The sequence below is a fragment of the Streptomyces sp. NRRL F-5123 genome (assembly GCF_000721495.1).
Lineage (GTDB): Bacteria > Actinomycetota > Actinomycetes > Streptomycetales > Streptomycetaceae > Actinacidiphila.
In genome coordinates this window covers 75,583-88,868 of sequence record NZ_JOHY01000009.1, presented here as the reverse complement: position 1 = coordinate 88,868, position 13,286 = coordinate 75,583, and the positions used below count along the sequence as shown (strand labels likewise).

Annotated in this window: 9 protein-coding genes; 1 reads left to right on the top strand and 8 read right to left on the bottom strand. The window is 74.1% G+C overall.

Annotated features, from left to right (window positions below):
* Nucleotides 1–77: 77 nt before the first annotated feature.
* Complete coding sequence (locus tag IH54_RS0111545; protein WP_052397309.1) at nucleotides 78–875, top strand: helix-turn-helix domain-containing protein; 798 nt, start codon at nucleotides 78–80, stop codon at nucleotides 873–875.
* A gap of 44 nt (nucleotides 876–919) precedes the next feature.
* On the opposite strand, the gene IH54_RS0111540 is transcribed toward IH54_RS0111545, so the two are convergent.
* The 8 genes from IH54_RS0111540 to IH54_RS0111505 all read right to left on the bottom strand — a co-directional run bounded on the left by IH54_RS0111540 (nucleotide 920) and on the right by IH54_RS0111505 (nucleotide 13,228).
* Entirely contained in the window at nucleotides 920–5,227 is a 4,308-nt protein-coding gene (locus IH54_RS0111540; RefSeq protein ID WP_063762278.1) for a S8 family serine peptidase, read from the bottom strand.
* Nucleotides 5,228–5,574: 347 nt separating this feature from the next.
* Nucleotides 5,575–6,588 carry a hydroxyacid dehydrogenase gene (locus IH54_RS0111535; RefSeq protein WP_031515582.1) on the bottom strand — a complete coding sequence of 338 codons (1,014 nt, stop codon included), beginning with the start codon at nucleotides 6,586–6,588 and terminating at the stop codon, nucleotides 5,575–5,577.
* Nucleotides 6,572–7,645, bottom strand: coding sequence for a dihydrodipicolinate synthase family protein (locus IH54_RS0111530; protein WP_234343461.1), 1,074 nt, complete (start codon nucleotides 7,643–7,645; stop codon nucleotides 6,572–6,574). The genes IH54_RS0111535 and IH54_RS0111530 overlap by 17 nt, the downstream gene beginning before the upstream one ends.
* A gap of 6 nt (nucleotides 7,646–7,651) precedes the next feature.
* Nucleotides 7,652–8,737, bottom strand: a complete 1,086-nt coding sequence (locus IH54_RS0111525; RefSeq protein ID WP_052397308.1) for an NAD-dependent epimerase/dehydratase family protein — start codon at nucleotides 8,735–8,737, stop codon at nucleotides 7,652–7,654.
* 8 nt (nucleotides 8,738–8,745) lie between these two features.
* Nucleotides 8,746–9,603, bottom strand: coding sequence for a carbohydrate ABC transporter permease (locus tag IH54_RS0111520; protein ID WP_078862106.1), 858 nt, complete (start codon nucleotides 9,601–9,603; stop codon nucleotides 8,746–8,748).
* Between the two features lie 2 nt (nucleotides 9,604–9,605).
* Complete coding sequence (locus IH54_RS0111515; RefSeq protein ID WP_031515574.1) at nucleotides 9,606–10,529, bottom strand: carbohydrate ABC transporter permease; 924 nt, start codon at nucleotides 10,527–10,529, stop codon at nucleotides 9,606–9,608.
* A gap of 81 nt (nucleotides 10,530–10,610) precedes the next feature.
* Nucleotides 10,611–11,864 (bottom strand): extracellular solute-binding protein, encoded by a 1,254-nt coding sequence (locus IH54_RS0111510; RefSeq protein WP_031515572.1) that lies wholly within the window; start codon nucleotides 11,862–11,864, stop codon nucleotides 10,611–10,613.
* A 68-nt stretch (nucleotides 11,865–11,932) separates the two neighbouring features.
* Entirely contained in the window at nucleotides 11,933–13,228 is a 1,296-nt protein-coding gene (locus IH54_RS0111505) for a Gfo/Idh/MocA family protein (RefSeq protein WP_031515570.1), read from the bottom strand.
* Nucleotides 13,229–13,286: the final 58 nt, after the last annotated feature.

Sequence of the window (13,286 nt, the reverse complement as noted above, 5' to 3'; positions counted from 1 at the left end):
AAATCGCCACCCGGGGTGCCTTCCGGCGGGCGGGGGTCCGTGCCCGGGCCGCGGGGCAATGCAGGAGACTGGGCGGCATGCCGTCCGACCCCTCGGTGCCGACGCCCGCACTGTCCTCGCTGTCCGACCTGCTCACGCGGCTTCAGGAGGACCTGCGCCGGGCCGAGTCGACGGTGTCGGACCTCCTGGAGGCCCGCGACCGGCAGCGGGGCACGGCCGCCCCCGGGCTCGTCAGCTACGTCGACGGCAGGGAGGCTCAGGGGCGCCTGCTGCTGGAGCTGGAGTACGGGGCGCGGACGTCGATCCTGGTGTGCCAGTCCGGCGCCAACACGGTCGCGCCCGTCCCGACGACGATCGGCGCACCGGCCCCCGCGCCGCCGGAGTACCTGGGGGCGGAGAACCCGCGCAGCGTCCTGGCCGACGTCGCCTACCGCGTCCTGGTCGACCGGGATTTCCTCGTCGAGCCGGCCGCGGTGCAGGCCCTGGACGGCCGCCTCGCGGAGGGCCACGCGGTGCGGGTCGTGGACCACGCGCTGACCAAACTCGCCGTCGTCGACGGGAAGGTGGCGGTGGTCCAGGTCAGCCCCGAGCGGTCGATGGTGCTCAGACCGCCGCTGGTGGCCCTGGTCACCGAGCTGTTCGAGGCGCACTGGCTGCGCTCGCGGCCCTACCTGCGCGAGGAGGGCGACCTGGACCCGAACGACCACCGGATCCTGCAGCTCATGCTCTCCGGGCTCACCGACTCGGCGATGGCCAACCAGCTCGGCACCTCCCCGCGCACCGTGCAGCGCCGTATCCGCGCCCTGATGGACGCGGCGGCCGTCACCTCGCGCGTCCAGCTCGGCTGGTACGCCATCCGAAACAACTGGGTGTGACGCGGTGCCGCCTCCCCCCGTGACGGAGGCGGCGCCGCGGCCCTTCACAGCGTGGCCAGGACGACCCTGCTCGAACCGCCGTCGGCCTTGTCGAGCGCGTAGAAGGCGACCTGGCCGGCGTTGTTGACGCCGATCCCCTCCGTCGCCGCCCAGCGCCGGCCGTCCACCATCGCGCCCAGGTCGAACATCCGCCCCTGCGGGTCCCACACCACGGCGGTGGTGTCGTCCGGGGCGGTCTCGGCGGTGCCGACGATCCAGCCCGCGTCGTTCACCCCGAGCGCGTGCGCGTCGAACCCGAAGTCGGGCAGCCGGGTCATCGTGCCGCCCGGCCGCAGCACGAACGCGTCGTCGCCGCTGGTGCCGACGATCTCGCCGGAGGCGTTGACGGCCTGGGCGTAGCTGTCGGCCATGCCCGGCAGGGTGCCCAGGTCGGTGACCGTGCCGTCGGGCGCCCACTTCACCGCCCGGCGCTTGCCGTTGAGAGCGGAGTGCCCGACCACGGTGCCGTCGTCGGCGATCGCCAGCGGCTCGGTGAGCGACGCGTTGGCCGTCAGGTGCGGCAGGGCGCGGAAGCCGCCCGCCGCCGTCCACACGAAGGCGTCGTTGACCTCGGTGTTCCGGCCGGTTGCCGGGTCGGTGACGTAGCCGGTGGCATTGCCGACGACCGTGCCGGAGTCGTTGACCGCGAAGGCCCGGTCGAAGGTGTACGCCTTCCAGTCCGGGATCGGCAGCACAGTGAGGTCACCGGCCGCGTTCCAGACGCCGCCGTGGGTCCGGCCGCCGATCGTCAGCTGGCCGGCCGCGTAGCCGGCGGTGCGGCTCTGGCCGAGCACGTAGCCGCTGGTGCCACCGCCGTTCGCGAGCTGCGTGACGCCCGTCGCGGCGTCCCATCGGATCGGCACGGACTTGCCCGCGACCTGCTGCGATCCCGCGACCTGACCGGTGTCGCTGAGGCCGAACGCGACCACCGGGCCGAAGCTCGCGGTGACGGTGGCCTTCGGCTGCGTCAGCCGCTCCACCACCAGGTCGGTGCTGCCGATGACGTCGCCGCGGTCGGTGGCGACCGAGAAACGGCCGACGAGCCGCCGCCCCTCGGCGGGCAGCGCGTCCGCGGTCAGCCGCCCGCGGACGGCGAGGGTGCCGCCGTGCGCGAGCGTGACCGGCCGCGCGTCGTCGACGGTCACTTGCCCCAGGGAGTCGGAGAAGACCGTGTCCTGGACGTCCACGGCCGTGCTGCCGGACGGCACATGGGTGCCCGCGATGTAGACCTGGTAGTAGCCGGGCGCCGGGCCGTCCACCGTGATGGACTCCTCGGCGCCGCCGTGGGTGGACGAGCCGACCAGCACGCCGGTCGAACTGACCAGGTAGAGGTCCAGGTCCGCGTGCGGGTCGGCCGCGTTGCCCATCGCGATCTCCAGCCGCTTGCCGTCCCGCGGCACGGTGATCTGCTTGCCCGTCATCTGGCCGTCCGCGACGGTCGGGCGCTCCTGTGCCATCGCGCCGAGCGCCCCGCCGACCGCATGGGCCTCCACCGGGCCGAAGGTGTTGGTCACGGTGAAGCCGCGCTCGACCGGCTCGTGCACCGCCGCCTCGTCGACCGTGCCGGAGGCCGGGTCGAAGGCGGCGCCCTGCACGGCGGCGGTCAGCTGGTAGGGATTGGCCTGCTGGGGCGAGGTGCGGCGGCTGTCGACCTGGAATTCCCAGACGCCGGCCATCGGCTGGTGGTACGTCCGGGCCGCCGGGTCGCAGTCCGCCGGGTCGGAGTAGTTCGCGTAGCAGCGGGCCGCGGCGGTGTCCTCGACGGGCTTGCCCTGCGGGTCGACCGCCAGGAAGCGCGTCTGGCTGCCCTCGGCGAGGCCCGACAGGCCGACGGCGACCGCCTGCGCACCCGCCGGGACCGCCACGAACAGCGAGTCCGTGCCGTTGCGGGCGACCACGCCGCGCCGCTCGGCGCCGAACGACGGCGCGGCGGGACCGTCCGCGGCCACGACCGTCACCAGCACCAGCTTGTCGACGCCCGGCGTGCCGAGGTCGTCGACCCGCAGCACCGCGGAGTGCGCGCCGGTGCTCCGCGGCAGCGCGCGCACGGCCACCGGGGTGGCGCTGCCCCGCGCCAGGTGGACCAGCGAGGGCGCCGAGAAGGTGCCGTCGTCGCCGAGCCACGACAGCGCGGTCGCCCCGCTGCCGCCGTCGGTCCTGGTCAGCTGGAGCTGGTACGTGCGCGCATGCCCGGCCTGCTGGCCGCCCTGGTCGGGGGCGCAGCGGTTGTACAGGCCCGCGCCGCTGCCCGGCGTCGCGAGTGCGCCGGAGAGCACGCTGCACACCGGTGCCCGCACGGTGTAGGCGGCGGGCTGCGCGTTCCGGGCCAGCACCTGCCAGGCCCGGCCGACGGATATCAGGCCCGCGCCCTGGGCGTAGGCGGGCTCGCCGGGCAGGAAGGCGGCGCCGCTGGTCAGCGCGGTGCGCAGTGCGGCCGGGGTGACCTGCCGGTGTTTCGCCCCGGCGGCGGACAGCAGCAGCGCGGCGGCGCCGGTCGCCTCGGGGGAGGCCATCGAGGTGCCGTTGTACATCGCGTAGCCGGGCGGCAGGTCGTAGCCGGCCTGCGGAACGCCCTCGCCGGCCTGCCACAGGGGCACGGTGGAGACGGCGGCGCCGGGTGCGACGAGGGTCGGCTTGAGGTCGCCGTCCTCACGCGGGCCGCGCGAGGAGAAGGGGAAGAGCGCCTGCGCCGCGTCGACCTCGGAGCCGTAGTCGGCCCACCACGTCTGCTTGCTGACGGAGGCCCCGACGCTCACGACCTCGGTGGCGGTGGACGGCTCGGCGACGGTGTTCATGCCCGGGCCGTCGTTGCCGGACGACACGAAGAGCTGCACGCCGTAGTCGTCGATCAGCCGGTCGTAGAGCAGTTCGCGGACCGACGAGCCGTCGTTGAGCGCGGTCAGGCCGCCGATCGACATGTTGACCACGTCGACGTGCTGGTTGACCACGGCGTCGATCATGCCCTCGGTGAGCGCGTAGTCGCTGCACCCCGCGGCCACGCAGACCCGCTCGGAGACGATCCGGGCGCCGGGGGCGGCGCCCTCCATCGCACCGCCGAACAGGCCGTGCCCCGCAGTGATCCCGGCCACGTGGGTGCCGTGGGTGCCGGAGACCAGGCCCAGGCTCACGAAGTCGGCGGTCTTCCCGGCGTACGGGCCGCCGCGCGCGGAGAGGTCCACGCCGTCGCGGTACTCGACGGTGAAGGGCACCGTCTCGGCGACGGCGGTCCTCGGGTCGTCGGTGCCGAAGTGCGCGACCTGGCCGCTCTCGGCGTAGGGGCGCACGATGTCGCCGTCGCCGAAGACGTGGTCCTGGTTCGCGTCGACCCACACGGTGTGGTCCGCGGGGCGGTAGAGCACACCGAAGACGTCGGTGTAGTCGCCGTCGCGGTTGACGTCGCCGCCCAGCTCGCTGCGGTAGAGGTTCTTCTCGGCGAAGGTCTGGAATTCGTAACTGCCCGCAGGGGCCGTCCAGGTGGCGCCGCCGGAGGTGAACGTGGCTCCGGTGACGGTGACCTTGGTGCGCATCTCCAGCCACGTCGGGTCGCCGTCCAGCACCGGGTCGGTGGCCGTGACCCAGGCGGCGACCTTGCGCTCGCCGGTGGTGGTCGTGCGCAGCGCCGGGTGGTCCAGGTCCACGCCGGTGTCGAGGATGCCGACGGTCACGCCCCGGCCGTCCCACGCCGGGTGCTGCTTCACGAAGTCCACGGCGCCGGTGTCGGCGGTGGGCAGGTACGGGTTGGCGGCCGGTGTCCGCGGGCCGGGCGCGGGGGCGGGGGCAGGGCCGGGGCGGCCCGTCCTCGCGTCCTGCGCGGTGACCGGGGAGGGGTCGGGCATCCGGTAGGTCTCGTCGAGGTCGAGGGCGGTGACGTCGGCGAGCGCGGCCAGCTGCTCCGCCTTGCCGGTCGGCACGGACGCGCGCACGTACCCGAGGTGGTCGTAGACCTTCTCGGCGTGCCCTCCCAGCTTCGCGACCTCGGCCGGCACCCGCGCGGTGCGGTCCGGGGCGGTGGCCAGCAGCACCGTGACCGCCGGGGCCTTCCGGCTCTGCGCCGCCTGCAGCAGGGTGCGGTCGTGGGCGCTGAACTTGCCGTGCGGGCCGGCCTTGGCCGCGGCGGCCCGCGGGGCGCCGAGCGAGCGCGGGGTGTGCGCACCGGAGGCCGCGGCCGTGGCGGGCTGCGTCCCCAGGCCCAGGACGGCGCCGACGAGCCCGGCCGCGAGGACGGCGGCGGTCAGCCGGGGGCCGCGGCGGGCGTGTCGCCCCGGGGTCGCCGGGGTGGCCGGTAGGGACCGGCGTCTGTGCAGAGGAGTCATCCGGCGTGTCTACCGGGCCCGTTGCTCGCGTCGCAGCGTCCGCGGCTGACGAGATGGCGCCGCGTCGCGATCTCGTCAGCCGGCCGGGATCGGCGGGCGCCCGCGCGCGTGCGGGGCATGCGGTCAAGGACGGCGAAAGATCTCCATGGACGAGCGGGGGCCGCTGGTGCGCGGGGCGTGCCGGCAGCCCGCGGCCGGCTTGTCCGGGGCCGGTCGTGTGCTGGGCCTGACGTACCCCGCGGCCGGTGTGCCCGGGCCCGCGGCCGGTGTGCCGGTGGCGGCGGTTCGCCGTTCGCCAACCCGGCGGCCGCGGCGCGGCCGGAGTCCCGCCCACGGCGGCCCCGTGCCTACTCCACCCGCTCCAGCGCCTCCCGCCCCACCGCGTGCAGCAGCGGCTCGCCGCCGACCCAGCGGGCGATCTCCGCCACCGTGCTGTCGCCCAGCGCCTGGCGGCCCTCGACCGTGGCCGCCGCCTGGTGCGGGGTCAGCAGGGCGTTGGGCAGGGCGCGGAAGGGGTGGTCCGGCGGGAGGGGCTCGGCGTCGAAGACGTCGAGGGCGGCGTCGAGGCGGCCGGTGCGCAGCTCCGCGAGCAGGGCGGATTCGTCGACCAGCCAGGAGCGGGCGGTGTTCACCAGGCCCGCTCCGTCCGGCATCAGGGCCAGCTCGCGGGCCGCCAGCAGGTGGCGGGTCCCGGGCAGCGCGGGCGCGTGGACGGCGACGACACGGCTCGTCGTGAGCAAGTCGTCGAGGTCCGTGGCGCGCACCCCGAGGGTGCGGGCGTCCCCCGCCGTCAGGTACGGGTCGTACACCCTCACCTCGGCGCCGAGCGCGCGGGCCAGTGCGATGTACGCGCGGCCCGTACGGGAGGCGCCGACGACGCCGACCGGGCAGCCGGCGATCCCGTGGCGCTCGGGCGCGGCCGAGGCCTCCTCCCAGGGCAGGCCCGCGTGCAGGGCGTGGTCGAAGCGGTGGACGCGGTGCAGCAGCGCCAGGGTGAAGGTGAGGGCGACCTCCGCGACGGGGCGGGCCATCGCCGCCCCGGCCTGGGTGACGCGCACCCCGCGGTCGAGGGCGGCGCCGGTCACGTACGGGCTGACGGCCCCTCCGGTGTGGGCCACCAGCCGCAGCCGCGGGGCCCGCTCCAGCAGCGCGGTGTCCAGCCGGGCGGTGCCCCAGGCGGTCACCAGGACCGCGGCGTCGCCGAGCGCGGCGGCCAGCGCCTCCGGGTCGCAGTGCCGTTCGACCACGCGGACGTCGGTGAGCAGCTCCAGCCGCCGCCACGCGGCGGGCGTGAAGAACTGCTCGCGCAGCCGCGCGGGGACGGCGACGACCGCGCGCGGGGCCTCAGCGGAGCCAGTCATCGCGGTGCTCCGCCACGAACGCGTCGTCGGTCAGCCACGGGTACGCGGCCGCGACCGACGCGATCTCCTCCGCCTGCCGCGGCGAGAGCCGCTCGTTGGGGTCCAGGCACCAGGTGCCCTCCAGCAGGCCCTGGCGGCGCAGCACCTCGTGGACGCCGGGGATGCAGCCGCGGAAGGCGTTGCGGACGTCGAAGACCGCGGCGTTGGCCTGGCTGAGCTGGGGCGCCCGGCGCAGCAGGTCGGTCATGAGGGCGTGGTCGCCCGCCCGTGCGGCCCGCACCTCCGCCAGCAGCGCGACCGCGCCCCTCGTCCACACCGCCCACTGCCCGAGCAGCCCGCCGGCGAACCACTTCAGGGCGCCGCCCGGGGTGCGGTACGGGGTGAGCAGGTCGTTCAGGATCGCGTCGTCGTTGCCGGTGTAGAGGGCGACCTCGTCGGCCCGGTCGCTCGCCCCGACCGCGGCGATGACCTCGGCGGTGCGGTAGCGGTCGAAGGGCGCGGTCTTGATCGCCACCACCGAGGGCAGCTCGGCGAAGGCCCTCCAGAAGGCGGGGGAGAGGTAGCGGCCGCCCACGGCGTCCTGGAGGTAGAAGCCGATGACGGGCAGCACCTCGCCGACCGCCCGGGCCCGCTCCAGCAGCCCGGCCTCGTCCGCGCCGGGCACGGCGGGGCTCAGCAGCACCGCGTCGTAGCCGAGTTCGGCGGCGAGGGTGGCCTCGGCGACGGCCTGCGCGGTGTAGCCGCAGGCGCCCGCGACCTTCACGACCGGGCGGCCCGCCTCCTTGTCGGCGGTCTCGGCGGCCAGCGCGAGGACCGGGCGGAGCAGGTCCACCCCGGCGTCCCGGATCGCGAACTGCGTGGTGTGCACGCCGACCGCGATGCCGCCGGCGCCGGAGGCCAGGTAGTAGCGGGTCAGCGCGCGCTGCCGCCGCTCGTCGAGGCGGCGCTCGGCGTCCAGCGCGAGGGGGTGGGCGGGGATGACCGTACCGGCGGCGAGCAGGGCCAGCGGGTCGGAGGCCGCCACGGCGGCGGGGGCGGCGGGTGTGGGGTGGGACACGGTGGGTCAGAACCTTCCGTCGCGGGTCTGGAACTTGGTCGGCCGGCCGGACAGCGGCAGCCCGCGGCGCAGCCACTCCGCCTGCCAGCCGACGAGGGTGCGCAAGGACACCGGCGGGTAGCCGAACAGGGCGTGGCAGTGGCTCGCGTCGGACAGCAGCGCGGTGCCGGACTCGGTTCCGGTCGTCACCGCGGCCCCGCCGGGGGATCCGAACTCCGCGGCGAACAGCCCGGCCAGCCGCCGCACCGACGCCGTCTCGGGCCCGGTGAGGTTGACGGTGAAGACGTCCTCGTGGGCGTGCAGCAGCGCGCGCAGCGCGACCTCGTTGGCGTAGCCCTGCCACACGACGTTGACGTGGCCGGTCGTCACGTCGACCGGTTCGCCCGCCTGCACCGACGCGGCGATGTCGGCGAGCACCCCGTAGCGCAGGTCCACCGCGTAGTTCAGCCGCAACAGCGCGACGCGGGTGTCGTGGACGGCGGCGTGGTAGCCGAGGACGCGCTCGCGGCCCAGGCACGACATGGCGTACTCGCCGACCGGGCCCACCGGGTCGGTCTCGGCGGAGCCGGCCGAGGCGGTGTCGACCAGCGGGTAGACGTTGCCGGTGGAGAACGCGGCGATCCGGGCGTCCCGGTAGCGGCGGGCGATCCGGTCCGGCAGGGCGGCGTTGACGGCCCAGGCGTGCGCCGGGTTGCCCGCGGAGCCGAACTTGGCGCCGACCATGAAGACGACGTTGCCGGCCTCGGGCAGCGCGCCCGGGTCGCCGTCGAGCAGGTCGGCGGTGACCGGGCGGACCCCGTCGGCGGCGAGCGCGTCGGCGGCCGCGCGGTCCGACCAGCGGGACACCGCGTGCACGGCGAGGTCGGTGCGGCCCGCGGCGTCCAGCGCGCGGCGGGCGAGCCGTGCCAGGCTCGGGCCCATCTTGCCGCCGGCGCCGAGGACCACCAGGTCGCCGTCCAGCCGGGCGGCGTCGGAGACCAGCGCGGGCGAGGGCGTGGCGAGCAGGTCCTCCAGTTGCCGCTCGCTCGACGGGAAGTCGAACGCGGGGCCGGGGAAGGGGAAGGGCGGCGGCGGGGTGGTCGTGTGGGTCATGTGCGGGGTCATCCTTTGACGGCCGAGCCGGTGACGCCCTCGGTGAAGTAGCGCTGGCCCGCGAGGTAGGCGGCGAAGATGGGGACGAAGGCGATCACCGATCCGGCGAGCACCTGGCTGAGCGGCACCTGCTGCTGCTGGAGCGAGGCGATGCCGACGGTGAGGGTGCGCATGTCGCTGCTCTGGCCCATGATCAGCGGCCACAGGAAGTCGTTCCAGTGCCACAGGAAGACGAACGTCCCGAGCGTGGCGAGGATCGGCTTGAGCAGCGGCAGCACGAGGCTGACGAAGATCCGCAGCTCGCCGCAGCCGTCCAGCCGGGCCGCCTCGAACATCTCGTCGGGCAGGTCGCGGATGAACTGCCGCATGAGGAACACCGCCTGGGCGTTGGCGAGGGTGGGGATGATCAGGCCCCAGTAGGTGTCCACGCCGCCGAGCTTCGCCATCATGATGAACGTCGGGATCATCGTGACGTGGTAGGGCACCATCACCATCGACAGGAACGACCAGAACATCGTCTCCCGCCCGCGGAAGCGCTTCTTGGCGAAGGCGTACCCGGCCAGCGACGCCAGGGCCAGCACGCCGACCACCGACACCACCGAGTAGACCAGGGTGTTGAGCAGCCAGCGCGGCACGTCCTGGGCGTCCAGCACGGCGCTGTAGGAGGAGCCGCTCAGATTCCACGGCAGCAGGCTGCCGGGGAGCTCCACGGCAGCGCCGGGCTTCAGCGACAGCACGATCATCGCGTAGAACGGGAAGACCGTGGCGAGCGAGGCCACGGTGAGCAGCACCGCCCGTACCGCGAGCCCGATCCTGCCGGGCCGCAGCGCCCGGGGCACGATGTCCTGGATCCTCTCCCGGGCCATGGTCACTTCTCCTTTCCGAGCACCATGCGCTGCACGAGCGCCACGACCACGGTCATGACGAACAGCACGCAGCCGAGGGCGCTCGCGTAGCCGAGGTCGGAGTATTTGAAGCCCGCGTCGTAGAGCTGGTAGACGAGGCTGTAGCTGGCGTTGGCGGGGCCGCCGCCGGTCATGACGTAGACGGCGTCGAAGATCTGGAAGCTGTTGGTCGTCTCGATCACCGCGAGGAAGAAGAACGCCGGCTTCAGCTGCGGGGCCACGATGTGGCGGAAGCGCTGGAAGGGCCCGGCGCCGTCCATGAGGGCGGCCTCCTCCAGCTCGCGCGGCACGTCCTGGAGCCGCGCGAGCAGGATGAGCATGCCGTAGCCGCAGCGCGACCAGATGCCGACCAGGGCGAGGGCCGGCAGGACGAGCGCGGAGTCGGTGAGCCAGGACTGCTCGGGCAGCCCGAGCAGTCCCATCAGGCTCGACCAGGGGCCCTTGGTGGAGAAGATCCAGATGAAGACGGTGGACGCCAGGATCAGGCTGGTGACCACCGGCAGGAAGAATATGGAACGGAAGAGCTTGGAGCCGCGGAACGCGCGCCGGGTGAGCAGCGCGAGTCCCAGCGACGCCGCGATCGTGAACGGCACGGCGATCACGCTGTAGACGACCGTCACCTTCATCGACGACCAGAACAGCGGGTCGTGCATCATCCGCTGGAAGTTGTCCAGGCCGGTGAAGTGGGTGCTGTCGCCGATCGTGTAGTCGGTGAAGCCGAGGACGAGCCCGGCCAGGCCCGGCCCGAACCGGAAGGCCAGGAAGAGCAGGAAGCAGGGCAGCACGAACAGCAGCCCGACACGGGCCTCCCGGCGGGCGTGCGGCCCGCGCCGGACGGGTTCCGGCGTGCTGCGGGGGCGGGAACGGGATTCCGCGACTGCGGCCACGGGACCTCCTTCGGGAGTCGGGATTCGGGAGTCGGGACGGTTCGGGAGACGGGGCTTCCGGCGCCGCGGGCCGGCGGGGGCTCAGCGCTTGCGGGCGATGATCTGGTCGGCGGCCTGTGCCGCGTCGTCCAGCGCCTTCTTCGGGCTGCTCTTGCCGAGCAGCGCGGCCTGCAGTTGCGGGGCGAGCACGCCCATCACGTCGCGCGAGGCCTTGTTGAGCGGGCCGACGTCGGTGCTCTCCAGCACCTTCTCGGTGGCCTCCTGGTGCTGGTCACCGGGGTAGAGCGGGGTGGCGTCGGTGCGCGGCGGGAAGTAGCCGCCGGGCTTCTGCAGCCCCGCGGAGTTCGCCGGCTGGGTGACGTACGAGATCCACTTGCCGGCCGCGTCCTTGTTGGCGCTCTTGAACATCGCCAGCGTGCCGACGGTGCCGTACGCGGCCGCGCTCCGACCGGTCAGCGCCGGGCCGACCACGATGTTGTCCTTGCCCCAGAACGGCTCGACCTCGGCGGCGGTGTTCTGCCAGGTGCAGGCCACCTTGTTCTTCGCCAGGTCCGTCTGCTCGATCTGCGGGGTGGTGGTGATCAGGTCCTTGGGCGTCCAGCCGTTGTCGACGAAGGTCTTGAGCCAGGTCAGCGCCTTGACGCCGGCGTCGCTGTTGAAGGCGGCCTTGGTGCCGTCGGAGGAGAAGACGTCACCGCCGGCCTGCCACAGCAGCGGGTAGAAGGTCATGTTGAGCGTCGCGGTGGTGTCGCCGCTGTAGCTGGTGGCGTAGAAGCCCTTGGCCTTGAGCTTCGGCGCGAGGGCGGCCAGCTGGTCCCAGGTGGTGGGGTAGGAGGTCTCGCCGATCGCGTCGAAGACCTTCTTGTCGCACAGCATCGGGTAGGTCGACATCAGCACGGGAGCCGCGTACGGCTTGCCGTCGACGGTCACGGCCTTGAGCGCGGAGGGGCGCAGTGCCGACCTGTCCTGCGCCGTCATCCACTGGTCCGCGGGTATCAGGTTGCGCTGGTAGGCGGGGAGCTGGTCGGGGATCAGGTACGCCACGTCCGGGCCCTTGCCGGCCGCGAGCGCGGTGGTCAGGGCGGTGTCGCGGTTGGCCCAGGGGTAGGTGGAGACCTTCACGGTGATGCCGGGGTTGGCCTTCTCGAAGCCCTTGACCAGGCCGTCCCAGTAGGCGTCGTTGGCCTTCGGGTCGTTGATCACCGGGTAGACCCAGGTGTTGACGGTCTTCTTCGAGGACGAGCCGGAGCCGCTGCCGGAGCCGCATCCGGCGAGGGCGGCGGTGGCGCACAGGGCGGCGGCGGTGGCGATGGCGGCGGTGGTGCGGCGTCTCACGGGGTGTCTCGCTTTCGGAAGGGCTGTCGGGTGCGGGTGGTTCTCGTTCATGTCCTGGAGGGGCGCGCTCAGCGGGACGGCACGTTCTCGACGGTGCCGTGGTGCCGGGAGCGCTCGGCGGCGAAGGCCGCGAGGTGGCTGCCGAGCGAGTCGGCGGGGCCGGAGCGGATGTGGGAGCGGTCGCCGGTGGCGAGCGCGGTGACGAAGGCCTCGACGAGGGCGGTGTCGCCGCCGCCGTGGCCGTCCGCGGCGTTGGAGCCGAGGTCGCCGATGTCGCGGACCACCGTGGAGTCGTCCCGGAAGTCGTGGACGACGACGCGCTCGCCGTCGCCGCGCAGCCAGCCGTGGCTGCCGAAGATCCGGGTCTGCCGGTGGGTCTGCTCGGTGAAGGCGGTCATCGTGAAGACGGCGGTGGCGCCGCCGGACAGCTTCATCGCGACGACCTGGTTGTCCACCACGTCGTTGTCGGAACGGTAGACGCACCGCCCGTAGGGGCCGGTGCGCAGCGCCTCGGTGAGGACGGCCTCGTCGTCCGGGCCGGTGGCGCGGGAGGTGACGTGGTCGATGGGCCAGGCGCCGCCGGTGCGGCGCAGCGCCGGGTAGTAGAGCTTGGGCGCGGAGTAGGGGCAGCCCGGTTCGGCCGCGCAGGACAGGCAGTTGTCGCCGGCGTCCGCGGGGGCGTTCTCGGGCCGGAAGTGCTGGAGCGAGCCGAAGCTCGCGACCGTCTCGATCCGGCGGCCGGTGACGTACGCGATCCAGTCCAGGTCGTGGCAGGACTTGGCGAGGATCATCGGCGAGGACCGGTCCTCGCGGCGCCACGGCCCGCGGACGTAGGAGTGCGCGTAGTGCCACCAGCCGACCGGCTCCAGGTGGTCCAGGCCGGTGACCGTGCCGAGCACGCCGCTGTCCACGACGCTCTTCACCAGGTCGGTGTAGGGCGTGTAGCGCATGACGTGGCAGACGGCGAAAGGCACGCCCGTCGCCTCGACGCCCTCCACGATGGCCCGGCACTCGGCCTCGGTCGGGGCGAGCGGCTTCTCGGTCATGATCGCGTAGCCGGCCTCGGCGAGGGCGAGCACCGGCTCGGCGTGGTCGCGGTCCTGCGTGGCCACGATCACGCCGTCGGCCAGCGGTCCGCCGTTCGCCGCGGTGGCGGCGAGCAGCTCGCGCCAGCCGTCGTACCCGGTGGCGCCGGGGACGAGGGCGCGCGCCTCGGGCCGCGGGTCGGCGACGGCGGTGACGCGGGCGCGTTCGGGGTGGCCGTGGATCCACGCGGCGTAGGTCAGCCCGCGGTTGCCGGCGCCCACGAGGGCGATCCGCACGGGCCGGTCCCCTGCGGCGCTGCTGCTCTGGTCGGTGGCCATGTCTCCCTCACGGTGGGCGGTGGGCGGTGGGCGGGGTCGGGTGGTGCGGCTGACCGTC

Bases quoted from the DNA above. Each gene is read 5' to 3' on its own strand.
- IH54_RS0111540 (WP_063762278.1), bottom strand. From the start codon at position 5,227: ATGACTCCTCTGCACAGACGCCGGTCCCTACCGGCCACCCCGGCGACC.
- IH54_RS0111535 (WP_031515582.1), bottom strand. From the start codon at position 6,588: ATGACTGGCTCCGCTGAGGCCCCGCGCGCGGTCGTCGCCGTCCCCGCG.
- IH54_RS0111525 (WP_052397308.1), bottom strand. From the start codon at position 8,737: ATGACCCACACGACCACCCCGCCGCCGCCCTTCCCCTTCCCCGGCCCC.
- IH54_RS0111545 (WP_052397309.1), top strand. From the start codon at position 78: ATGCCGTCCGACCCCTCGGTGCCGACGCCCGCACTGTCCTCGCTGTCC.
- IH54_RS0111520 (WP_078862106.1), bottom strand. From the start codon at position 9,603: ATGGCCCGGGAGAGGATCCAGGACATCGTGCCCCGGGCGCTGCGGCCC.
- IH54_RS0111505 (WP_031515570.1), bottom strand. From the start codon at position 13,228: ATGGCCACCGACCAGAGCAGCAGCGCCGCAGGGGACCGGCCCGTGCGG.